Below are 21,754 nucleotides of genomic sequence, written 5' to 3' on the forward strand. Positions count from 1 at the left end.
AATCCTTGGAATCGTGCCAGTTGGTTCAGGAATATTGGCGTTCATTCACCGCTCTTGAACTCGCACCATTCAGGCACGCCCGCACCCGGCTACCCGACGTTTAGCGCTGCGATCTGTTCCGGCGTGCCAGTGACGATGAGTCGAAGGTGGGCGTGGGTCTCGTCGATACTCCAGTCGACGAAGGCGCAGCAGGTGCTGTCAGCCGCGACGAGCTCTCGGAGCCGTCGGGTGGAGTCGTCGACCTTGGCGTAGTGGATGGTCAGGCGAGCGTCGGTGCGCTCGGTCTCGAGCGCGTAGTCCTCGTCGAACGCTCGCCACTTCTCCACCTGCGCTTTGCCGGCAGCCGGGGCGAGGGTGCAGGCGATCGGTGGGCCGTTCAGCGGGCCGACGTGCGTCATGGGGTGACCTCCTCGTGGTCGAGGTCTTCGAGGACTTCCAAGGGGGATTCGATGTCGCCGCGCCATGCTTCGATGCCTTCCCGGATCGCGAGGACCGCGACGACGAGCGCGGCGACGGAGTCCGCCCACGCCCACTCGAACAAGCTGTTCAGCAGCAGGCCGATGAGGACGGTGCCGGAGAGGTAGATGCACAGCAGGAGCTGCTTGGCGTCGGCCTGCACGCTCTTGGAGCCGAGCTCGCGGCCGGTGCGGAACTCGAACCAGGCCAGGCCGGGCATCACGATCAGGCTCGCGACCGCGATGCCGATGCCGACCGGGCTGTGCTCCGGCTCGCGGACCCCGGTGAAGGCGAGGATAGCGTCGACGGTGATGTAGGCGGCGAGGGCGAAGAACGCGACCCCGATGATCCGGACGGTGGCCTTCTCCCACAGCTCGGGATCCTTGCGGGTGAACTGCCAGGCGATCGCGGCAGCGGAGGCGACCTCGATCACCGAGTCCAGCCCGAACCCGATCAGCGCGGCCGAGGAGGCGAGCGCGCCGGCGGAGAGGGCGATGATCGCCTCGATGACGTTCCAGGTGATCGTGAAGAAGACGATGAACTTCACCCGACCGTGCAGTCGGGTCCGGCGCTCGTCGGTCAGCGTCGCCGTGCTCATCCGGCGATGGCCTCGGTGTCGCAGCAGCCCGGGACCGTGCACGCCGGGTCCAGGCACGGCGCGCTCTCGTCCACCGCGAGCGTCACGTCCACGAGTGCAACGAGCGCCGCGGCCAGGTGCGGGTCGGCGATTTCATACCGGGTCTGCCGGCCCTCAGGATCGGCAACGACGATCCCGCAACCGCGCAGACAGGCCAGGTGGTTCGAGACGTTAGTGCGGGTCAGGTCCAGGTCGCGAGCGAGCTTCGCCGGGTATCCGGGCTGCTCCAGAAGCGACAGCAGGATGCGGGAGCGGGTCGGGTCGGCCATCGCCCGGCCGAGCCGGTTCATCACGTCCACCCGCGAAGTAAGAGTCAGCATGTAATGACCATACAGTAAATGATGACCTATTGAAGGCTGTGAAGATAGGAGCTATGCGAGCGGTTGCGGAGTGGATGGAGCGGCACCAAGTGACGCTCTACCTGGCCGCGCTCGTCGTGGGCGCCGCGGTCGGCCTCCTCGCCCCCGTCGTCGCGCATCCGGCGGAGTTCGCGATCAGCCCCGTGCTCGGGCTGCTGCTCTACGCCACCTTCCTCGGGGTGCCGTTCGCCAAGATCGGGCAGGCGTTCCGCGACTGGCGCTTCCTTGCCACGGTCCTGGTCGTGAACTTCGTCCTCGTGCCCGTCGTGGTGTTCGTTCTGTCGCGGATCGTCGCCCACGACCAGGTGCTGCTGGTGGGGGTGCTGTTCGTGCTACTGACCCCGTGCGTGGACTACGTCATCGTGTTCACCGGCATCGCGGGCGGCGCGAAGGACCGACTGCTCGCTGCCGCCCCGATCTTGATGCTCGGTCAGATGCTCCTGCTGCCGCTCTACCTGCTGCTGTTCGTCGGTCCCGAGTTCGTCGAGGCCATCGACCTCGCCCCATTCGTCGAAGCGTTCGTGCTGCTCATCGTCCTGCCGCTTGTCGCGGCCGGACTCACTCAGCTCGCCGCCGCGCGCACCCGCAGGGGAGCCGCGGTGCAGGAGGTCGTGCTGGGGGCGATGGTGCCGCTGATGATGCTCACCCTCGCCGTCGTCGTCGCCTCCCAGATCGCCGGGGTCGGTCAGCAACTCGGTGCGCTCTTGCTCGCCATCCCCGTCTACGTCCTGTTCGCCGCGGTCATGGTCCCGATCGGCGCCGCAACCGGCAAGGTCGCCGGCCTGGACGTGCCGGCGCGCAGGGCGATCGTGTTCAGCGGCACGACCCGCAACTCCCTCGTCGTGCTCCCCCTCGTTCTGGCCCTGCCCGCCGCGTTCGACCTTGCCCCGCTCGTGGTGGTCACCCAGACCCTCGTCGAGCTCATCGTCATGGTCATCTTCGTCCGCCTCATCCCACGCCTCATCCCGACCCGAGCGTCGGAACCCGTTATCGCATGGGCCCGCCACCTCCGCGTCCTCGATCCCGACCTTCGCCCGGAGGACGTGCAATAATCTGCGTGTGGATGCAGATAAGAAGATTTGCGGGCTGAGCCCGGACAGCCAGTTCGTCGAACTCGCCGTCGAGGTCTTCGCGATGCTCGCCGACGCGACCCGGGTGCGGATCATCCTCGCGCTGCGCGCGGCCGACGAGCTCTCGGTTAACCAGCTCGCCGAGACCGTCGATAAGTCCCCGGCGGCGGTCTCGCAGCATCTCGCGAAGCTGAGACTGGCGCGGATCGTCGCGACTCGGCAGGAAGGACAACGGGTCTTCTACCGGCTCGAGAACGAGCACGCCTCTCAGCTCGTCTCGGACGCGATCTTCCAGGCCGAGCACTCCCTGGGCGGTACCCCTCGTCACCACCACGGAACGGATGAGGCATGACCGCGCACACCCACGACTTCCCGCACGAGCACGAGCACGACGGTCACACGCACGCCCGCGGCGGGCACTCGCTTGGCGGGCACGAGCACCCGACCGGGTTCAGGGGCTTCCTCTACGGGATTTTCGTGCCCCACTCACACGATGCGTCGGACTCGATCGACAACGCCCTGGAGGCCAACACGGAGGGCATCCGGGCGCTGAAGATCAGCCTCGTCGTGCTACTGGTCACCACCGTCCTGCAGGCGGTGATCGTGGCGTTCTCCGGATCGGTCGCGCTGCTTGCGGACACGATCCACAACTTCTCTGACGCGCTCACCGCGGTCCCGCTCTGGATCGCGTTCGCCCTGTCCCGCCGCGCGGCGACCCGCCGCTACACCTACGGCTACAACCGCGCTGAGGACCTCGCGGGCTTGTTCATCGTGTTGATGATCGCCCTGTCCGCGGTGCTCGCCGCCTGGCAGGCCATCGACCGTATCATCAACCCCCAACCCATCGGCTACCTCGCATGGGTCATCGCCGCCGGCGTTGTCGGCTTCCTCGGCAACGAGGCCGTCGCGATCTACCGCATCGGTGTCGGCCGCAAGATCGGCTCCGCCGCCCTCGTCGCCGACGGCATCCACGCCCGCACCGACGGATTCACCTCCCTCGCCGTCGTGATCGGCGGCATCGGCGTGCTCCTTGGCTTCCCCCTCGCCGACCCGATCGTCGGTCTGGTGATCTCCGCGATGATCGTCGTCCTCCTGATCGGCACTGTTCGCTCCGTCGGCCGACGACTCATGGACGGCATCGAACCCGAACTCCTCGACAAGGCCGAGCATGCCCTCGAGCACGTCCCCGAAGTCATCGGCATCGACCACGTCCGGCTCCGCTGGATCGGCCACCGACTCCATGGCGAAGCCGTCATACGCATTCCGGACGTCTCGCTCGCCGAGGCGAACAGGATCGCGGGCGCCGCCGAGGACTCGGTCAAGCGGCACCTGCCCAAAGTCGACGACATGTCCATCCGCACTCTCGCCCGATAACCCCCGCCCCGCCAGGCAGAAACTCACGGGTCCAGATAGGCTGAAACCGGCCCCGAGACCGTGAGTTCCCGGCCTACTCGGATTCAAGAATCGTGAACTTGTCGTCGTATTCGGTGTCGGGAACCTCGGCGAGCGCGGCCTGCACTTCGTCGGCGGTCCGCCCCGTGGCGGTCGCCAGATCGGCGATGGTGACAGGTTCGCCTTCGGCGAGGAGCTTCAGAAGGGGAGCCAGAGCCAGGTTTCCAGCCCGGTCTCAGCAGTGGCGAGGCGGTCGGTGATCGCGGCGGGTTCGTTGGTCATTCTCTTTTCCTTTCAGATGGATCTGGTGATGCGCTCAGAAGGCGCAGCAGGAGAGTTTGGAGACGTCGGCGGTGAAGGCTTGGCAGGCGATTTTGATGCCCTCGGCCATCGTCAGGTAAGGGCTCCACAGGTGGGCGACTTGGTCGGTGGTCATGGCCGCTTCGAGGATGTACACACCGGCGGCGGCGAGGTCGCCGGCGTCGGCGGCGACGGCTGTGATTCCGAGGATCTGGCCGGTGTCGGCGTTCTGCACGACCTTGATCACACCGCGCAGGTCGCGGTTGACGATGGCCCGGGAAACGTAGTCCAGGGGCAGTACCCGGCACTGGCAGCGGATACCGGCAGCGACCACTTGCTGCTCGGTCATCCCGACGGCGGCGAGAGCGGGACTTGTGAAGGTGACCCGCGGCAGGTGCCGGTAGTCGACCTCCCGGTTGGTGCCGGTGAAGGCGTTTTCCGCGACCAGGGACCCGTTGGAGGCGGCGACGTAGACGAACTGCGGATGCCCGGTGACATCGCCGGCCGCCCAGATCCGCGGGTTGGATGTCGCGAGCCGACCGTCGACCATGACCTCGCCCGAAGGGCCGGTCTGGATCCCGAGCGCTGCGAGGTTCAGTCCTTCGGTCACCGCCTGCCGACCCGTGGCGATCAGGATCCGGCTGGCACGGAACTCTTCTGCTCCACCGGATACGGTGGCCGTCGCGATGATGTCGCCGGTGTTCTTGTCGGTGCGGACCGTGTCGAGGTTCGCGCGGCGGACCACCCGGATGCCCTCGTCGGCGAAGATCCCCATCATGGCCTTGGACGCCTCGGGTTCCTCGCGGGACGCCAGCCGGGATCGGACCAGCATGGTGACCCGGGAACCCAGCCGGGCGAACAACTGCGCTTGCTCCATCGCCACGTAGCCGCCGCCGAGCACCAGCAACGACTCGGGAACCGCCTCCAACTCCATCGCTGAAGTTGAGGTCAGGTAGTCGACACCGGCCAACCCGTCGACCGCCGGGATGGTTGGGGTGGAGCCGGTGGCGATCAAGTAGTGCGCTGCACCGACCGTGCTCCGCGTCCCGTCCGCTGCGGTGATCTCCAACCTCGGGTCCGCCGTGGTACCGGCGAATGCGGCCGTTCCGGCTCGCAGGTCCCAACCGTAGGAGGCGATCAGATCCTCGTACTTCTCCGCACGCATGCCCTCGACCAGGGCGCGTTTGCCCTCGATCAGCGCGGGCATGTCCACCCGCCCGGTCGATGCGGAGATGCCCGGGAACCGTCCAGAATTTAGGGCAACGTGCCGGGCGTCGGCCGCCGCCAGCAGCGCTTTGGACGGCACACAGCCGGTGTTCACGCAGGTGCCGCCGATGACGCCTCGCTCGACCATCACCACCCGCTTGCCCAATTGGCTGGCCCGGATCGCCGCAGCGAACGCGCCGGCACCGGAACCGATGACGGCCAGGTCGAAGGAGGTCGGATCTTCCATGGCCTCAGCCTGCACCTTCCACTACGCTGGAAGGTCAAGGGATGCCGGAGGCTACTCCGGCGACGGAGGTGTACCGTGCTGATCGGTGAGGCGGCCACAGCGGCCGGGATGACGAGCAAGACCCTGCGGTTCTACGAAGACCGTGGGCTGCTCCCAGTCCCCAGCCGTGCGGGGAATGGGTACCGCGACTACAGCGCTGACATCGTGCCGCGGCTCGATTTCATCCGGCGCGGTCGGGCCACGGGCCTGACGCTGTCCCAGATTGGCGACATCCTGAAGGTGCGCGACGCCGGCGCCGCACCGTGCACCCACGTCCGCGACATCCTGAACAAGCAGTTGACCGACATCGACCAGAAGATCGCCGAACTCACGGCCCTCCGTGCCACGGTCGCCGAAGTCCGCGATACCACCGAAACCGGCGACCCGGCCAGGTGCACCGCACAGGACATCTGCAGCTACATCTGAGGCACCGTATCCGAGGGCAACCAGGCTAAGTATGACGACACCGACCATGCAGCACAGTTGCTCATGCTGCGGGCGAGAACTCCCGCGACGCAAGCTCCACGCCCTGGCGCACGACAACGCCTTCATCTGCCGCCGATGCGGCCTCTGGGTGGCATTGCGGCTCTCAGGCGACCGATCGGAGACCTCCGGGCTGAGTCCATGACGCACTGACGCGCCTGCTTGCTCGCATGTTCACCGAATGCCATCCATCATGCGATGCTGTCCAAGCTATTTCGGACACTGCCTGCAACCTCACCAGCGAGAACGTGCAGGTTCCGCAAACTTCGACCCCCGCATGGGCGCTTGAGGTCGGGGACCTTCATTGTTCCCGCCAAGCCGTCAAATCGCGGGAACATCTAGGTCTTTCCTCTTGCCTTCTGCCCTGTCTCGTACATCGCAAGTTCGGCAGGGTGGAGCTGATGCTGGACGACGAACGAGCGGTTCTTGATCCTCCAGAGCCCCTGTCCGGTGCCGAGACCGGGTAGCAATCCCTGCTCCGTTCCGGTGAGTCCGAGGGCCTGCGCAGTAGCTCCGAGCTGATCGCTCTCCTGCCGGTAGATCACCCGTGTCTCGGCGTTGGCGAGCAGGGACGAGGCGAGCGCGCGCATCGCCGAGCCCTGGTCGCCTACGTTGTCGAGGTCGCTGAGCTTGTGGAAGATGAGCAGGTTGGCGATGCCATAGTGCCGCGCGAGCCGCCACTGTGCGTCCATCCGGCGCAGCAGCGCCGGATGTGACATGAGCCGCCACGCCTCGTCATACACGACCCACCTCGGGCCGCCTGCCGGGTCGAGAAGCGCCGACTCCATCCACGCCGAGGAACACGTCATGAGCACGGAGATGAGCGTCGAGTTCTCTGCCACCCGCGACAGGTCGAGCGACACCATCGGCAGTGACGGGTCGAAGCGCACGGTGCTCGGGCCGTCGAACAGCCCCGCCAGGTCCCCGGCCACGAGCCTCCGCAGCGCGTGTCCGACGAGTCGGCCGTCCTCGGCGAGCCTGCCGTCGTCGTCCTTGGGCTGCGGGGCGAGGATGCGGTCGACCACCATCGGAAGGATCGGCACCTCGGCCGAGCGCACCGCATCGGCGAGCGCGAAGTCGACGGCGGTGTGCTCCAGCGGGGTGAGGCCGCGGTCGAGGACGGTCTCGGCGAGTGCGCCGATGAGGTCGCGTCGCCGGGAGGTGACCTGGCTTTGCCACTCGGCATCGCTGAGGCCCGAAGGCCGATGCCCTTCATCGAGCGGATTCAGCCGCGTAGACATCCCGTGCCCCAGCACGATCGCCCGTCCGCCGACTGCTTCAGCGACAGCCGTGTGCTCGCCTTTCGGATCGCCGGGGACATATACCCGCCGACCGAATGGGATGGAGCGCGTGTAGAGGCTCTTGGCGAGCGAGGACTTGCCGGAGCCGACGATCCCCGCGAGGACGATGTTCGGTGCGGTGATGAGGCCCTGCGCGTAGAGCACCCAGGGGTCATAGACGAACGATGCCCCGCTGTAGAGATCCTGGCCGACGAACACCCCGGCAGAGCCCAGTCCGCCCTCGGCGAGGAACGGATACGCCCCGGCCAGCGTCGCGCTCGTGTCCTGGTGACGCGGCAGCCGGAATCGGCCCGGTGTGCGGAGTGCCGCGGGCCTCGTCTCGCCGGACGGTGGCAGGTAGGTCGTCGCCCGCCGCGCCTCGCGTTCGGCCTCCCACGCCGCGCGCGCCAGATCCTGCTGCGCCTTGCGGTCGGCGGTCTCGATCTTGTTCGCCGCTCGCCGTCGCGCCTTCCGAGCGGCACGGCGCTCGCCCGCTGGGTCGAGCAGGACCGCGGTGTGCAGGCGCTCGCGGTCGTCGGGACTCATAGCGACAGCCCCTTTGGCGAACTGACGGGGTGGGCCTCGAACGGATCGCGTGAGAACGGGTCCAGCTCAGGTCGGCTGGCGACAGGTGCCGGGTGCCAGGCGATGTAGCTCGAATGCTGCGTCGCCTGATCGACGGCAGTCTCGGCCAACTGGACGAGTTCTGCGGCCTTGCGCAGGGCGTTGGCGGCGGCCCAAGCCTCATCAACCCCAGCCTCGTGGTCGCCATTGTCGAGAAACGCCTTGTCCTGGTGCCGAACGTGCGCCGCCGCGACCTGCTCCAGCACTTGCTCCAGGGAGCGCAGCGTCCCCAGCAGCTCGCCGACCACCTGATAGGTGTCCGCGGGGTCGGCGAAGGCGCGGCTCGCATGAGCGAGCGCCCGCACCGCCTGGCGGGTCTCCGTGGCGTCCTGCACGGGATTGCTGAAGGTCGGCATGGCCACTCCTTCCGGGGTCGAGGGCTGGGTTTGTCACACGTCCCGACAGAGCGGGAGCGCGGCGGCGGCGAAGGCGGTGGCCTGCTGGCCAACGAGGCGGCGCGTCTCACAGGACGCCTGCACGGCGGCTTGCTCGATAGCGGCGACGGCGGCATCCAGCTCATCGACCGTGGGCGCGGAGACGGAGATGAGGCCGGTGTAGCGAAGGACTCCATGTCCCGCGGTGAGATCGGACTCTTGCTGGAGCAGGTCCTGGTACTCGGCCGTGCGCGAGGCATCCTCGACCTGGCCGATCTTCGCGCGCTGCGTCGCATCGGAGAGAAGACCGACCTTCTTCTTCCGCAGGTCGCGAGCCGCGATGTCGGCGCGAACCGGCGTGCAGACGAGCGAGAACGTGCGTTGCACTCCCGAGGTAAGCAACAGAGGGGCGAGGAATCCGGGGAACACCTGCGAGCGGGGCCATTCGGAGAGCCAGAGCACGGTGTGGTAACCGGAGTCGGTTCTCACGCGATCCCAGCTCTCGGTCACCGCGACCGGCCCCGCGGTGGCGAGGAAACGTCCGATGTCGGCGTGCCTCTCCAGCGCGGGCGCGGCAGCCGGGTCGTAGGCGGAGCGCAGGATTACAGCGACCTCGCCAGGCGCGAGCCAGCCGGTCGTGGCGAGGTCCGCAGCTCGCAGCGCAGCGACGAGCGTGGTCATCTCCTGACGCAGCACGGCGGCAGCTCCACGGATGCCGCCGCCCGCGGAGCGGATCTGTCGTCCCGAGGTGTTCATATCGAGCGCAATCGAGATGGTCGTCGCATGGCGCTCGCCGGTCGGCCCAGCACGCTCGATCAGCTCTCGGTATGTAGTCGCAGGCCAGGAATCATCGTCGGCGCCGTGCCTGGCCCACCATTCGGCGAGCCCCGTGCCGGACTCCGGCAGTGTCCGCTCGCAGACCTGGAGCCGGGCGATCCGGCCCGAGCGACACGCCGTAGCGAGCACCCGACCCCAGCCGTTGATCCGCCGCTCCTGCTCGCCCGGATCGAGCAGCACGAACGCCGGGTGCGTCACCCCCAGAACCGCGGTCAGGGTCTGAGCGTGGGGGTCGTGCACCATCGCCGCGCCCGTCTCGGGATCGACCCATTCGCGCAGCGCGGTCGCATCGCCGGGGAGCGCGAGCGTGCCGACGGGACGCGGCTTGATGACGCGGCGGCGGAAGATCAACTGCCCTGCGGTGCTCCGCCACATCCAGCGCGACACGATGGGCAGCCAGTCCACCAGCTTGCGGCCGCCCGCGGGGACGACCGCGAGCAGCAGACAGCTGAGCCAGATCGGGGATGTCCAGACCAGCCCCATGCCGCCGCCCGTGTAGATCGTGGCGACGACGGTGACCACGCCGATGCCCAGCACGATCAACTGCGAGATCGACAGTCCGAGCAGGATGCCACGGTGCGCGAGTCGGGAGAACTGCACGGGGGAGACCTGCTGCTCGGGAGCCGGAGGGTGCTGGGTGGCCACGTTCTACCCCTTCCTCGGCGCTACGGGTATCGGCGGCGTGGATGTCTCTGCGTGCCCGGCTGCTGCGCCGCCGACCGCGGCACCGACTTTCGGCCCAGTCGTCGCTGCGGCTTTGACAACCTGCGCCCCGACGACGGCTGCGGCCGCGGGGCCGGCCGCTGCTGCCCCGGCACCTGCCGCGCCTCCCGAGGCCGCCGCCCCGCCACCGGAAGCGGCCGCCCCGCCACCTGCGCCCGCAACGCCGCCTGCTACGCCACTTGCAGCGGGAGCTGTGCTCGGCGCGGGAGGAGTCCCGCCTCTCCCGCCGCTTTGCCCTCCGAGGACGGACTTAGCCGCGTTCGGCTGGGCCTTGACCGGCAGCGGGACGGGCCGGTTGAGCGCCGACTTCGCTTCCTGCTCGCTCGACATCGCGTGGTACATGTCGAAGCCCACGAACGAGATGAACTTGTACGTCAGGTATGGCGCGAACGCGGCGATGAACATCAGCACGATGCCCGAGATCGGGTCACTGATCGAGGCGAGGTCGAGATCGATGGGCGCGCTGATCTGCCCAATGGCGACCAGGAAAACGACAACGATGACGAGCTTCGAGAAGATGAGCGCCACGACGAACGCCGCCCAGCGCCCGAACCATCCCTTCGCGGCATCCCAGGCGAACCCGGCGAGGGCGATGGGCGCAAAGACAATAGCGACCAGTAGCAGCGCCTTACGGATGAGCAGCGTGAACCACACGATGCCCGCACCCGCGATGCCGAGCCCGGCCAGGAAGATCGTGATGATCGCACCGACGCCGGGAGAGGCGATGTTGATCGTCGTTAGCCCAGCGGCGAGCAGTGCCATGCGGTCGCCGATGCCCTCCATCGTGTTGCCAGTCGCTTGCACGATGCCGATGGTGAGTTGATCGGTGACCTCCAACAGTGTCGCGGTGAGGGTGATGGCGACGAACGAGCCGAGCACTGACTTGGCAAGTCCCACGCCCGCGCGCGACAGGGCCATCGGATCTCGATGCACGAGCCCGGTGATCAGTTGGAGGCAGAAGAAGACGAGCATGACGAAGATCGCCACCCCGAACAGCACGTTGTAGACCGAGACGTACTGGCTTCCAGTAACGTCGATGAGCGTTGTCGAGTCGAATACCGCCCACACGCTCTCGAACAGCCAGGCGGCGGCCTGCCCCATTGCCTGCGCGAGCCAGTCGAACGGCGCGGAGATGAGCGACGCAGTTCCCTCGCCCACGGCATCGCACACCGAGGCGATGACGGGCACATCACAGATACTCATCGGCTCAGCCATCTCAACTCGGTCGTGGAGTCAGACCGACTGGCCGACGTTCCAAAAGAAGTTCACGAGCGTCACCGACGCACCGCAGATGATCGCCGCGCCGCACGAGACGAGTACGCCGACCTTGCCCCGGCTGGCGAGGTGCGGATTCGAGCTGTTCGCCCCGTAGCCCCAGACCACGGCCGAGATGATCAGGGCGAGGACAGCGAGGATGAGCCCCACCGTCATGGCCGCGCCGACGATGACGCGGAGCTGTTCGATGCCGGGCAACCCGTCGGTATTGGGGTCGATGTCGATCAATGTGTGCTCCTTCAGCAGGCGAGGGGACGACTTACCCGGTAGGTGCGCACGCTGTCCCAGTTCGATGGCGTCAGATGCTTGCTCCGACCCCAAGCAGGAAGTTGATCCAGGTGACACCGAGGCCGGCAAGTGCGGCAGCTCCGATGGAGACAAGGAACCCGACGCGCGCGCGGACAGCCGAAGAGATGTTGCCGTTCGCCGACGCGATCGCCCACACTGCGGCGCAGACGACGAGCATGAGCACGGCGAGGATGAGCACGATGGTCAGCAGCGCGCCAACGATGGCGCGCAGTTCTGCCTGACCGCCGACGGCTCCGAAGTCGGGGAATACGTCCATGTCATGCCGCCATCTGTGCTGAGCAGAGTGCCGCGGTGCTTGCGGCATCGAGGTTCTGCACACCGTGAGCGGCAAGCCACGGCTCGGCATCGACTGCCGTGGCGTTCGACCCGCCTGGCCGGATCTCGAAATGCAGGTGGGCTCCGGTCGACTTGCCCGCCGAACCGACGTTGCCGATGTGCTGCCCGGCAACGACCCGGTCCCCGACGCTGACGAGGACGCCGCTCTGCCACATGTGTGCATAGGCGGAGGCGATGCGCTCTCCATCGATCGTGTGCTCGATGATGATGAGGTTGCCGTAGCCGCCCGACGGCCCGGCGAAGCTGACCACGCCGTCGGCGAGTGCAAGGATCGCCGTGCCGTCGTCGGCAGCCCAGTCGGTTCCTGAGTGGAACGCTCGCTCACCAGTGAATGGGTCTTCGCGCCACCCGAAGTCGCTGGTGTTCACCCACGTCCCACTCGGCACGGGAAAGACGATTGCGGTTGTCTCAGGTATGTCGCCGAGCGGCGTACCGCTCGGCGTGGTCTCAGCGCGCCGGGTGAGCGCAGTGAGGATCGTTTCGGCGACCGGCTGGTAGTTCTGATAGCGGTCGGGATAGGCCGAGACCTCGACCGCCTGCGCCGCCTCGCCGGGGTCGAGGTGTTGCCAGTCGGGGATGTCGAGCAGTCCACGCGGTGATGGGTAGTTCGGCCCGCTCGAGCCTCCATAGAAGGCACGCGATTGGTAGGTCGCATTCATCAGCTCTGCGACGGTGCCCCATCCTGCGCTCGGCCGCATCTGGAATAGGCCGAGAGAGTCGTGATCGGTGCCTTCTCCGTCGCTCGGGAAGTCGCTTGATTCTGGAATCGCAGCCGAGTTTGCGAGCATCCGTAGCCGCGACTCGGTGAGTGCGGCCATGAGCGCGATGACGATGCCAGCGCGACCAACGCCCTCGGTGTGCGCGCCGACCGTGATGATGGTGGCTGCATGGGTTAGCTGCTCGTGGTTGAGGGTCACAGCCGCGCCCGCGCGCGTTGTGGCTGTGAGTGACTCGGGAATCGACCCGACGACGAGCGAGCTTGACGAGAGACACGTGGCGAATACCACGGGCGACACGAGCAGACTCACGCCGACCAGGCTCATGGGGAGCAGTGCGATGAGCGTGGCGATGGCCACAACGAGCTTCTTCATACGGGTGCCGATCAGCGCAGAGGGTTGTCAAGCTCAGAGAGGCGAAGCGCGCGGCAGGTGTCGAAGGTCGGCTCGCAAGTGATGAAGACGGTGAACGCGACATCGTGGGAGCTGCTCACGGGCTCAGTGCCGTGGATGCCCTCGCGTTGCCGAACGCCGGTGATCGTGTAGGCGACGGTGCCAGGGAGGATCTGCCCCTCGGATGCCTGCTCCAGCGCCGTCGCCCACTCGTCCGGCACGAACACGTCGTTGATGTCGAGCCATTGGCGGGTCTGCATTGTGCGGAGTTGCGCCCAGGCGTCCGCGGTCGGGAGATAGGTGCGCACGTCAGAGGCGAGCCCGGCGGTCTCATTGCCGGAGGGGTCGCCCACATCCACGATGACCTGCGCGTAGTCGGTCGGCCCGAACTCGGTCGCGGTGTCCCATGTGAACAGCGCATTGGCGAGGGCTCGTGCGAACGTCTCGGGGTCGTCGGACTCACGGACGACGGGTGGCGCGCTCGATGTCGGGGACGGTGCGCTGGTGGAAGCGCCTGGTGGGTCGCTCGCGGAGCTGCCGCCCGGCGAAGGCTCGGATCGAGGCGCGAGCAGCAACCCATAGAGCCCGACTCCGACGAGGACGGCGAGCACGGCGGCGCCGACGATAAGGAGGATCATGAGGCGACGAGGGAAGCGAGTCTGCGGCATCAGGCACTCTCCTTGGCGAGACGTTGGCGGGCGGTTCGGGCGGCGCGGGCCGCGTCGAAGAAATGGACGGTAGCGTCGAGGATCGTCTCGAAGTGCTCCCATTGGTCATCACTCAGCGCGGTGCCGACCTCGGCAGGGTCGTAGTGCGACCACCACTGATCGAGGTCATTCCAGGTGAGGGTGAACGCCCGCACCGGATAGCGAACCGGCACGGCGCTCGACGCTGGTGCGGGTGCCGGGCCTCGCTTGCGCCCTTGCTTCGCGCGCTCCAGCGCCTCCTGTGCGAGCAACTCCAGCTCGCCGGGTGGCTCGGGTTCCTCCTGCGGAATCGCCAGCATGGCGATCGTGCGGGCGTGCGCCGTGGTGATTGACGAGCCGCGGTCGATGGCGTCGAGTTCGGAGCGGGCGAAGCTGCGCACATCCTCCGGCTGGCGGGGGTCGTTCGCGATCCGCTGGAGATCGTTGATCTGCTCCAGGCTCGTGTACGACTTGCGCCCGGTGACCATGAGCGCGGCCTGCGCACGGGACTTGCCCGGAGCACCGATCAGCGGTGGTGCCGTCACGGCACCACCGCTCGCTCCAGCGATCTTCCCGCCAGCACCGAACTGCGTCGCCGCCTGACGACGAGCGGCGTCCTCGGCCATGAGCGTCTTCAGCTCGCGGTACAGGGCCGCGGCCTCCGTTTGCGTTAACGGCTTGTGCAGCACGTTGTCGGCTTGCTCGGCCATGAGCCTCTGGAGCCGGTCGCTGATCCCGGAGCGCACGAAGACGTTGACCTTCTTGTGGCCGAGCTTGCGCAGCGCCGCGATGCGTCGAGCGCCGCACACGAGCACGCCGTCCGGTGTCACGGTCGGAGGCTGGAGCAGTCCGTTACGTTCGATGGACGCTGCGAGTGCGTCGATGTCGCCCAGCTCCATGCGATGACGGCTGCCGACGACGATGGAGTCGATGGTGCGCTCCAGCTCGATGTGCCCGGTGCTCGCCGCCATGTGCTACCTCGCTCCCGCCAGAGTGGGCGCGTTCAGGCCGAGCAGCAGCACGAGGTCGTCATCGGTGAGCAGCGCACGCAGGGGCTCGCCGACAAGAAGGCGGAACAGTACGCCGCGGCCGACGGCGGTGTGGGCCTGATCGGGATCGGGGTTGCCGAGGATCGCACGGAGCAGCGCGTTCCAGCTGGTCGACGACAGATCGAGCACGGCCCGAGCGTGTGGGTCTCGCCGAAGCGATTCCGCTGCGCTCGCCCGCGACGGCGCTTCGCCGAGTCGAGTGCAGATGTGCTCGATGGCCGCGCGCGCCGTCTGCTCCGGCCAGTCGAGCAGCGTCAGTAGCTTGATCGCGTCCTCGACTGCACGGACGACGCCAGATACATCGTGGTCCGATTCGTTCTCGTCCTCACCCGCGGGCGCGACCTGCAATGCTTCGTGGTACTCGGTGAGCGGGTTCTCCCGGTCGCTGAACCGCTCCGGGTCGTGGAACCCGCTGTATTGCGGCCTGCGTGCCTGATGCGTCGAGCACAGCAGTCCGTTGCCTCGTTCCTCGGCGATCAGTGTGACCTGCACGGCACGGGTGACGACTGCCCACGGATCTTCCGCGTTGCGCACGGCCGGGGTGCGCATCGCGTCGAACGCGGCGCTCGCCGCCTCCCACGGGTCGAGGCCGTGCTTTCGCGCGAGGCTCGCATACCGACCCGCCGTGTATTCCATGAGCGCCGCGACACCCACGTCGCGCCGCCACGCGCCTTTCCCATCGTCGTGCAGACGCTCCAGGAGCGCGCGCAGTCCCTCCGAGGTGCGGAACGACGTGGGAGCGGCCTGGGCAGACATGGCGCGCTCACAGGCGGCGGAGCGGGTCGCGGCTGACAGAGGACTGGCGCGCAGGCGCCTGCCCGAACGCGGAGAGCGGCGCGATGCCCTGGGCACGCGCCCGGATGCCTGGCCGGGTCACCGGAGTTGCCTGCGGCGAGGTCTGCCGACGCTCCTCGACGCGGCGCGCCAGCTCGGTGCGCAGGTCGATGCCGCGCCCGATCATGCGGGCCGAGGCGGATGGGAGCAGCTCGGTCGGGCGCACCCACACCACCTGGCTGCGGTCGTGCTCTGCGCTCAGGCGCTCCAGGAGTGGGTGGCCGCCGCGCCACGTCTGCGCGGCGAGCCACGGGTCGGTGTGGCGCGCCAGCTCCGAGATCTCAGCAGCCTCGATCGGAGTCGGCTTCAGCGTGTGGAGGACATCGGCAAGCCGACGGGCGTGCTCGTCTTCTGGCAGTTCATCGTTCACAGCGCGCCTCCTTCCGATGCGGAGGCGAGCGCGGGCGTCGCCAGCCAGCGACCGACCGTGGACGGATGCACCCCGGTCGCATGAGCGATGGCGGTGTTCGTCATGCCGTCCTCCTTCATTCGCAGAGCGAGTTCTCTAGGAGCAAGGTGCGCAGGCGCTTCCGGCGACAGGTGCTCGACCGCGCTCGACACCAACTTGGCCGTCTGCGTCGACGGCTCTGCACGGAACCGTCGGGTGAGCACCACCGTCAGGTGCGTGATCGCCAGCAGCACGAGCGGCGGGACGGCGGCGACCGATCCCGCGAGCGCAGAAGGAACGTCGGCGTCAGCGGCGACGACCGCGTGGATCGCGTTGGCTGCGACCGAGACCGCGGCACCGGCCATGAGCAGCAGCCACGGATACCAGGCGGCGCGTTGCCCCGCGAGCGCGACGACGGACACCGTGGCGACGACGATGATGCCGTCCACGATGAGCGGCCACGCCCACGCCTGGCTCTGATCGACGCCTGAGCGTTGCGCGAGGTCGGCGAGCGCCGTGAACGACAGCCAGAAGGCGGCTGCGGCGATGAATACGGTCCCAGCTACCGCCGTCCAAACAGCGATCCGCCCGCGCGGCTGTTGCGTGCTGCCGGGGATCACGAGAGCACCTGACCCGATGAAGGCTGAGCTGCATGGCTGGGCACGGAACTGGCGGCAGGCGCGGACAGTGCGCCCCTCGCTACGCGGTGCGCCGAGCGGATCGTCGTCTCGATCTCCGGGGCGGGCAAGCCTGCGCGCTCGGCAGCCGGCCCCAGCGCGGCACGCACGCGGTCGGGCGGGATGCCCGCCTCGATGAGTCGACACGAGGCCCAGAAGAGGCCGCGGTTGCGCTCGCCCTCGCCGCGCATCCCGACCCAGTGGGCGATCCGCTCCACGTCAACGCCGTCCGTTCGCTCGACAGGGATGGCGGGCATCAGGCGCGCCGGTCGCGGATCGAGGAACTGTCGCAGTGCGCGGGCATCGACGGGAACCGCGTCGCCTCGCCCGGAGCCGATGAGGGAATACGCACTCGGCCCCGCATCGGTGGCGATGATCGAGGGCGGCACGATGACGTAGCCGCCCGCTCCCCGGAAGTCGATGCCAGCACGCGCCACCTGCCAGGACGGCTGCACCAGCTCGGGATCGGCCGGGTAGTAGGCATGGACGCCGCCCGAGGGCGTGCGGATGAACGCGGCCCAGCGATCCGTCAGCCCCGCGCGCCGGGCCAGCTCGAACGCCGCGAAGCCGCGGATCGCCCCGTGTACGTCGACATCCACGACCTCCAGCCCGGAGATCTGGCCCGTCGGCATCCCGATGTTGGCGCGCGGCCACCGCGCCCACCAGCGAGCGACCTGGTGCGGTTCGGTGCTCGCCTCGTGGAATCCCCGCTTGGTCAGCGGGCGCTTGCCTCCTGTGACGCAGGGAAAGACCGGGATGCCTGCCTCGGCGTAGCGACACGCTGCGGCGCTCGGCGACAGCCCGGTGAGCGAGGCGAGCAGGGCGGTAGCATCCAGCGGCTGGCGCTCTCCGCGCGAGGCTTCCGGCATCATCATCTCGGCACCTCCTGTGGCTTCGTCGTGAGCTATGGGGCTCTTGTCGATCAGGTGCGCCCGGGTTCCCAAGAGCCAGTCGCCGTCCAGTGGGCAACGCAGTCAGGCTGCGGGATGGTGCTGTGCTCATGGAATCGTCCTCCCGCTCACCGGGAAGCCGCGTTGAGCATGCTCAAACCTTCCCGATTCCGTTCTAACACCGCACGTTGAGCATGCGCAACGGTTGTATTGTGCATGCTCAACGGGTAGATTTGGGCATGCACAACTACCCTCGGGTCTGGGCTACGTCGACGCCTTGGCCCTCCCGAAGGGAAGGGGGTCAGCGACGATGACTGAATACGAAAGTCAGGCTGCGGCTAACGACCTCGCCAAACGCCTGCGGCTTCTGATGGATGTCGCTGTCGCCGAGTCCGGCTCCGAACCGACCTACTCGCAGATCGCGGAGTATCTGAGGCAACGTGGCATCAGCCTGTCTCGATCACGATGGACATACATGGTCAACGGCCACCGATACGTTCAAGACACGGCGATCTTCCAGGGACTTGCGGACTTCTTCGACGTCGATGCTGCCTTTCTTGCGGGGGAGAGCGGCGGGGCTACCCCGGAGAAGGTCTCCGCTCAGCTCGACCTCGTGCGTTCGATGCGCGCGGCGAAGGTGAAGTCCTACGCCGCCCGCACTCTCGGCGACATCTCGCCGAGAGCACTTCAAGCCATCAGCACGTTTCTAGATGAGGAGTTGACGCGTACACCTGAGCCCTGACGGGCTTCGCGCGCCGCAGAGCCGAGATCAGTACATGCTCGGACGAAAGGAGGCATCCGTGAACACCGAAGAGACCGTTTCGGCGGCCGTCGCCGAACTTCGGCTCGGCAGCAGGTTCACGCTTGAGCACCTTCGCCAGGCCGTTCAAGATAGGCGCCATCGCAGACTCCGTGTCGTCGAACTCGCCGACCTCGACACTCGCGACGGCATCTGTGCGCTCTGGTTGGTCACCGACACCGAAGACTTCGTGCTCCACGCACGCAGCGACTCCATGCTGCACCGCCAGCAGTTCGTCCTTCACGAGTTCGCCCACATGATCCTCGGTCACACGGAGGGCGATGACTGCACGGCCGGGGATGTCTTGCTGCCCAACATTCCTCCCTACACGCGCGGACGCCTGCTCAAGCGGCAGGACATTGACAGTGAGACGGAGGTCGCTGCCGAGTCCCTCGCTGATCGGCTGGCTGCGGGCATCCGAGGATCGGTGTTTGCCGAGTCGCGCTATTCGGAGATTTTCGGTTGATCCAGACGCTCGTCGCGATGCTCATGTGGGCGCTCGTGGCGAGCCTGCTCATCTTCCGTCGCAAACGGGCGGATCGGAGCATCACCTACGCCTCCGTCACGATCGCCGTCGCGATGACCCTGAACGTCGACGCCATCTACCTCGCCACCGATCCGCTTCTTGGTGGAACGAATGTCACCACCCTCCTTGCGGATGGGCTGCTGATGACCGGGATCTTCTTCCTCGGTCGAGGCGTCATGAAGGCCGACGAGTACCGACCCAGGTTCGTGCGCGCCGCCGTGGGCCTCCCGGTGCTCGTCATCTCGCTTCTCGCGATCACTACGACATTCATGTTCATCGACCGGGGCGCAACCACGACTCGATTCATGATCGACTTCGGCGCGCAACCCGCAGCAGCGACCTACTCGATCATCAATTTCAGCTACTTCTTCCTCGTTATCACGACGATGATGATCCTCGCCGCGCGGCAGTACCGGCACAGCTCCGGAATCCAGCGTCTCCCCGCAGGGCTGTTGAGCCTGGGATCGGCATTCGGCGGCGCACTGTGCCTGGCTGTGCTCATCATGGACGTCGCACACGTCACCGGCCATCTCGATCTCCTGCGCGCCGTGCAACCGGCCTACGAGCCGCTCTCTCTGCTCGCGTTCATCTTTCTGTGCGCGGGTTTCGCGGTACAGCCCGCCGTCCGCCGAGCCCAGCACGACATGCGCCGGAAGCGCACCGCCGGCCTCGCAACGCAGTTGGAATCACTCTGGAAGCGGGCGTCGCTCGTGCGACCTGGGCTGAGCCAAGCAGACCCGCTCGCTGCGGTCGCGGATGACCCGGAGAGCCGTCTACACCGAGAGATCGTTGAGATCCGCGACGCGATGATCGACCCGCGAGTCACCTTCGACATCAGCGCAGCGGAGCGCGCGCTACTGGAGAGCGCGGAGAGCCACCTCCTCGGACTCGACACGAGGGTGACACGGGCCATCGTTTCACCAGTGACCTGGGTCGAGGACGGGGGCAGCTCGTGATGCCTCGGGTCGCACTAGGTACCGGACTCGTTGCGGCGGCCGCGCTGGGTGTCGGCTGGGTGATCGCGCGGCGGCTGACAGCCCCCAGCACGCGACGATACGACCTGATCGTCCGCGAGGTGGAACACGACGGCGACGGCTGTCTCATCGTGCTCGACCGAACTCACCAGACCGCAGCCGAAGGCGCTTACAACCTCTGGTTCGAGAACGGAGGCTGGGCGCAACTCTCCGCAGACGTGCTCGACCGCGGACCGGGCCTGATCGCGCGACCGGTGACGAGCACGGCACCGGGACTCACGCCCAGGGCGGGTGATCGCGTCTCCTGGAGCGGCATCTACTACGCGACCCCTCGCGACGCCGGCCTCCACGCACACGACATCACCATCGATACTCCCGCGGGGCCTGCCCCCGCCTGGCGCATCGACGGCGACAGCGCCAGTTCGACGTGGGCGATTCACATACATGGCCTCGGCAGTCTCCGCGCCGGAACACTTCGCGGTGTGCTCGCCGCAACCGAGCGCGGCTATACCTCGCTCGTCATCACCTACCGGGCCGACGGCGAAGGTCCGAGAGTCGGCAACGGCCGCTCAACGCTCGGCTTCACCGAGATCGACGACGCCGCGGCTGCCATCGATTACGCGATGCGGCACGGAGCCCGACAGATCGTGCTGTTCGGATGGTCGATGGGTGCCGCCATCGCGCTCCAGCTCGCTCACCACCCGTCATATCGACGCAGCGTCGCAGGTCTCGTGCTCGACTCGCCTGTGCTCGACTGGAACGAAGTCATCAAAACGAACTGCACCCGCAGCGGACTCCCCGCAGCCGCGGGAAGCCTCGCGATCCCGTGGCTGACGCTCCGCCCGCTGGCCCACATGGTCGGCCTGCCCGAGCGCATCCCGCTCCGATCCTTCGACTGGACGGTTCGAGCCGAGGAACTCACCGCGCCCACGCTCATCCTTCACGGCACCCACGACGACTCCGTACCGATACGGCTGTCAAAAGCACTCCGAGATTCTCGGCCCGGCCTTGTTTCGCTAGAGGTTTTCCAAGCCGGACACACGCTCTCGTGGAACTCCAACCCCGACCGATGGCAGACGGCGGTGATCGCCTGGCTCACCGCCCACATCCCAATCCCTCTTCGCCAACCGGAACGTGTTGCGGATCTCCTTCGACACCGAGGAGATCAAAGTCCATGAGGAGCGGTGTCTGCCACGCAGCAAAGCGACTACAGCGCGCGGCGGGCAGCGTCGAGGCGTTCCATTTCTGCCGGGCGGAACGGTGGCCGATCGTGGAGGCGCCGACGCACCTTGAGCCCGTGCCCGGTCTGTACGCGATCCACGCCGCGGAGGAGGCATGGTCGGAGCTCGGCCTTGAGCACCGTCGCGACGTCCCTCTCTATGTCGGGATGTCCAGGAGCAGCCTGGTGACGAGTGACGGGGGCGAGGATCATGTACCCCGATTGGCCCTTCTCGACTTGCCTGCCAAGTGCCTGCCATTGTTTGAAGCCAGCCACGTACGACGGCAACGGATCGGGCACCCGGCCCGCCTCGAACGCCCCCTGATGCTGCACGAAGATCAGCAGCGTGTTGTTGAACGAGCGGGCACGAAACCGGGCCGCGAACGTGAGCGCCTGCATCCAGTCCTCACCTGACACCAACGACTCCACCGCGCTGGTGAGTTGTTCGTGCAGGGCGTCGAGCTTCGCATCCCGAGCCGCCCGCGCCTCCTCGCTGGTTGCCATCGCCGTCCTCCTTCCGCAGGTACCTGCACACGGCGGGTGGCCTCTGCGACCAGAAGGTGCGCGAAGGGACTCAGGAAACGCAATCGAGACGGACGACGGACAGATTGTGAGCGACCGCCAGGTGCATCACTGAACCCGACGTGGTCAGCCCA

At 67.3% G+C, this 21,754-nt stretch carries 27 protein-coding genes; 8 read left to right on the forward strand and 19 right to left on the reverse strand.

The window, feature by feature from the left end:
* Window positions 1–89 precede the first annotated feature (89 nt).
* Genes ACT9TC_RS00075 through cmtR form a run of 3 tightly spaced genes read right to left on the reverse strand, consistent with a single transcriptional unit; the run spans window position 90 to window position 1,413 of the window.
* Entirely contained in the window at window positions 90–398 is a 309-nt protein-coding gene (locus ACT9TC_RS00075; RefSeq protein WP_045246590.1) for a hypothetical protein, read from the reverse strand.
* The gene (locus ACT9TC_RS00080; protein WP_458041481.1) at window positions 395–1,054 is read right to left on the reverse strand and encodes a cation transporter; all 660 of its coding nucleotides are present in this window, start codon (window positions 1,052–1,054) and stop codon (window positions 395–397) included. Before ACT9TC_RS00080 ends, ACT9TC_RS00075 begins: the two co-directional genes overlap by 4 nt.
* A complete protein-coding gene (cmtR, locus tag ACT9TC_RS00085) occupies window positions 1,051–1,413 on the reverse strand; it encodes a Cd(II)/Pb(II)-sensing metalloregulatory transcriptional regulator CmtR (protein WP_274638422.1) in 363 nt (120 codons plus the stop codon). The genes ACT9TC_RS00080 and cmtR overlap by 4 nt, the downstream gene beginning before the upstream one ends.
* A gap of 53 nt (window positions 1,414–1,466) precedes the next feature.
* Between cmtR and ACT9TC_RS00090 the strand changes: the two genes are divergently transcribed.
* The 3 genes from ACT9TC_RS00090 to ACT9TC_RS00100 are packed head-to-tail and all read left to right on the forward strand — an operon-like array spanning window position 1,467 to window position 3,896.
* Window positions 1,467–2,504, forward strand: coding sequence for a bile acid:sodium symporter (locus ACT9TC_RS00090; protein ID WP_274638421.1), 1,038 nt, complete (start codon window positions 1,467–1,469; stop codon window positions 2,502–2,504).
* A 7-nt stretch (window positions 2,505–2,511) separates the two neighbouring features.
* On the forward strand, window positions 2,512–2,874 hold the full coding sequence (locus tag ACT9TC_RS00095) for an ArsR/SmtB family transcription factor (protein WP_274638420.1): 363 nt from the start codon (window positions 2,512–2,514) through the stop codon (window positions 2,872–2,874).
* Window positions 2,871–3,896: a cation diffusion facilitator family transporter gene (locus ACT9TC_RS00100; protein ID WP_274638419.1), complete on the forward strand. Its 1,026-nt coding sequence runs from the start codon at window positions 2,871–2,873 to the stop codon at window positions 3,894–3,896. The genes ACT9TC_RS00095 and ACT9TC_RS00100 overlap by 4 nt, the downstream gene beginning before the upstream one ends.
* A 73-nt stretch (window positions 3,897–3,969) precedes the next feature.
* On the opposite strand, the gene ACT9TC_RS00105 is transcribed toward ACT9TC_RS00100, so the two are convergent.
* Both ACT9TC_RS00105 and merA read right to left on the reverse strand, forming a co-directional pair.
* The gene (locus ACT9TC_RS00105; protein ID WP_458042964.1) at window positions 3,970–4,134 is read right to left on the reverse strand and encodes a hypothetical protein; all 165 of its coding nucleotides are present in this window, start codon (window positions 4,132–4,134) and stop codon (window positions 3,970–3,972) included.
* Window positions 4,135–4,230: 96 nt separating this feature from the next.
* Entirely contained in the window at window positions 4,231–5,667 is a 1,437-nt protein-coding gene (gene merA, locus ACT9TC_RS00110) for a mercury(II) reductase (RefSeq protein ID WP_274638418.1), read from the reverse strand.
* 75 nt (window positions 5,668–5,742) lie between these two features.
* On the opposite strand from merA, the gene ACT9TC_RS00115 reads away from it, so the two are divergent.
* Window positions 5,743–6,132: a heavy metal-responsive transcriptional regulator gene (locus ACT9TC_RS00115; protein ID WP_045246594.1), complete on the forward strand. Its 390-nt coding sequence runs from the start codon at window positions 5,743–5,745 to the stop codon at window positions 6,130–6,132.
* A 395-nt stretch (window positions 6,133–6,527) separates the two neighbouring features.
* Here ACT9TC_RS00115 and ACT9TC_RS00120 read toward each other — a convergent pair whose 3' ends face one another.
* From ACT9TC_RS00120 to ACT9TC_RS00180, 13 genes are all read right to left on the reverse strand, one after another.
* Window positions 6,528–8,015, reverse strand: coding sequence for an ATP-binding protein (locus ACT9TC_RS00120; RefSeq protein WP_458041482.1), 1,488 nt, complete (start codon window positions 8,013–8,015; stop codon window positions 6,528–6,530).
* Window positions 8,012–8,449, reverse strand: coding sequence for a hypothetical protein (locus ACT9TC_RS00125; RefSeq protein WP_458041483.1), 438 nt, complete (start codon window positions 8,447–8,449; stop codon window positions 8,012–8,014). Before ACT9TC_RS00125 ends, ACT9TC_RS00120 begins: the two co-directional genes overlap by 4 nt.
* A gap of 33 nt (window positions 8,450–8,482) precedes the next feature.
* On the reverse strand, window positions 8,483–9,949 hold the full coding sequence (locus tag ACT9TC_RS00130) for an SCO6880 family protein (protein ID WP_274638414.1): 1,467 nt from the start codon (window positions 9,947–9,949) through the stop codon (window positions 8,483–8,485).
* Between the two features lie 3 nt (window positions 9,950–9,952).
* Entirely contained in the window at window positions 9,953–11,230 is a 1,278-nt protein-coding gene (locus ACT9TC_RS00135; RefSeq protein ID WP_458041484.1) for a conjugal transfer protein TrbL, read from the reverse strand.
* A 30-nt stretch (window positions 11,231–11,260) separates the two neighbouring features.
* Window positions 11,261–11,530 (reverse strand): DUF6112 family protein, encoded by a 270-nt coding sequence (locus tag ACT9TC_RS00140; protein ID WP_045246597.1) that lies wholly within the window; start codon window positions 11,528–11,530, stop codon window positions 11,261–11,263.
* A 70-nt stretch (window positions 11,531–11,600) separates the two neighbouring features.
* Complete coding sequence (locus tag ACT9TC_RS00145; RefSeq protein WP_274638413.1) at window positions 11,601–11,867, reverse strand: DUF6112 family protein; 267 nt, start codon at window positions 11,865–11,867, stop codon at window positions 11,601–11,603.
* Between the two features lies 1 nt (window position 11,868).
* Complete coding sequence (locus tag ACT9TC_RS00150; protein ID WP_458041485.1) at window positions 11,869–13,038, reverse strand: M23 family metallopeptidase; 1,170 nt, start codon at window positions 13,036–13,038, stop codon at window positions 11,869–11,871.
* Between the two features lie 11 nt (window positions 13,039–13,049).
* Window positions 13,050–13,724 carry a hypothetical protein gene (locus tag ACT9TC_RS00155; protein WP_458041486.1) on the reverse strand — a complete coding sequence of 225 codons (675 nt, stop codon included), beginning with the start codon at window positions 13,722–13,724 and terminating at the stop codon, window positions 13,050–13,052.
* Window positions 13,724–14,713: a ParB N-terminal domain-containing protein gene (locus ACT9TC_RS00160; RefSeq protein ID WP_274638410.1), complete on the reverse strand. Its 990-nt coding sequence runs from the start codon at window positions 14,711–14,713 to the stop codon at window positions 13,724–13,726. Before ACT9TC_RS00160 ends, ACT9TC_RS00155 begins: the two co-directional genes overlap by 1 nt.
* Window positions 14,714–14,716: 3 nt before the next feature.
* Window positions 14,717–15,547 carry a hypothetical protein gene (locus ACT9TC_RS00165; RefSeq protein ID WP_274638409.1) on the reverse strand — a complete coding sequence of 277 codons (831 nt, stop codon included), beginning with the start codon at window positions 15,545–15,547 and terminating at the stop codon, window positions 14,717–14,719.
* 7 nt (window positions 15,548–15,554) lie between these two features.
* Window positions 15,555–15,995, reverse strand: a complete 441-nt coding sequence (locus ACT9TC_RS00170) for a hypothetical protein (protein ID WP_274638408.1) — start codon at window positions 15,993–15,995, stop codon at window positions 15,555–15,557.
* Entirely contained in the window at window positions 15,992–16,633 is a 642-nt protein-coding gene (locus tag ACT9TC_RS00175; RefSeq protein ID WP_274638407.1) for a DUF2637 domain-containing protein, read from the reverse strand. Before ACT9TC_RS00175 ends, ACT9TC_RS00170 begins: the two co-directional genes overlap by 4 nt.
* The gene (locus ACT9TC_RS00180) at window positions 16,630–17,565 is read right to left on the reverse strand and encodes a bifunctional DNA primase/polymerase (RefSeq protein WP_458041487.1); all 936 of its coding nucleotides are present in this window, start codon (window positions 17,563–17,565) and stop codon (window positions 16,630–16,632) included. The genes ACT9TC_RS00175 and ACT9TC_RS00180 overlap by 4 nt, the downstream gene beginning before the upstream one ends.
* A 325-nt stretch (window positions 17,566–17,890) precedes the next feature.
* Here ACT9TC_RS00180 and ACT9TC_RS00185 point away from each other — a divergent pair, with 325 nt between their 5' ends.
* Genes ACT9TC_RS00185 through ACT9TC_RS00200 form a run of 4 tightly spaced genes read left to right on the forward strand, consistent with a single transcriptional unit; the run spans window position 17,891 to window position 21,057 of the window.
* Window positions 17,891–18,322: a hypothetical protein gene (locus ACT9TC_RS00185; RefSeq protein WP_274638405.1), complete on the forward strand. Its 432-nt coding sequence runs from the start codon at window positions 17,891–17,893 to the stop codon at window positions 18,320–18,322.
* Window positions 18,323–18,356: 34 nt separating this feature from the next.
* Window positions 18,357–18,845: a hypothetical protein gene (locus tag ACT9TC_RS00190; RefSeq protein WP_458041488.1), complete on the forward strand. Its 489-nt coding sequence runs from the start codon at window positions 18,357–18,359 to the stop codon at window positions 18,843–18,845.
* Window positions 18,842–19,861, forward strand: coding sequence for a hypothetical protein (locus tag ACT9TC_RS00195; protein ID WP_458041489.1), 1,020 nt, complete (start codon window positions 18,842–18,844; stop codon window positions 19,859–19,861). The genes ACT9TC_RS00190 and ACT9TC_RS00195 overlap by 4 nt, the downstream gene beginning before the upstream one ends.
* The gene (locus tag ACT9TC_RS00200; protein ID WP_458041490.1) at window positions 19,861–21,057 is read left to right on the forward strand and encodes an alpha/beta hydrolase; all 1,197 of its coding nucleotides are present in this window, start codon (window positions 19,861–19,863) and stop codon (window positions 21,055–21,057) included. The genes ACT9TC_RS00195 and ACT9TC_RS00200 overlap by 1 nt, the downstream gene beginning before the upstream one ends.
* Before the next feature lie 29 nt (window positions 21,058–21,086).
* Here ACT9TC_RS00200 and ACT9TC_RS00205 read toward each other — a convergent pair whose 3' ends face one another.
* A complete protein-coding gene (locus tag ACT9TC_RS00205) occupies window positions 21,087–21,602 on the reverse strand; it encodes an ArdC family protein (protein ID WP_458041491.1) in 516 nt (171 codons plus the stop codon).
* Window positions 21,603–21,754 lie beyond the last annotated feature (152 nt).

Source organism: Microbacterium sp. HM-570 (assembly GCF_054165885.1).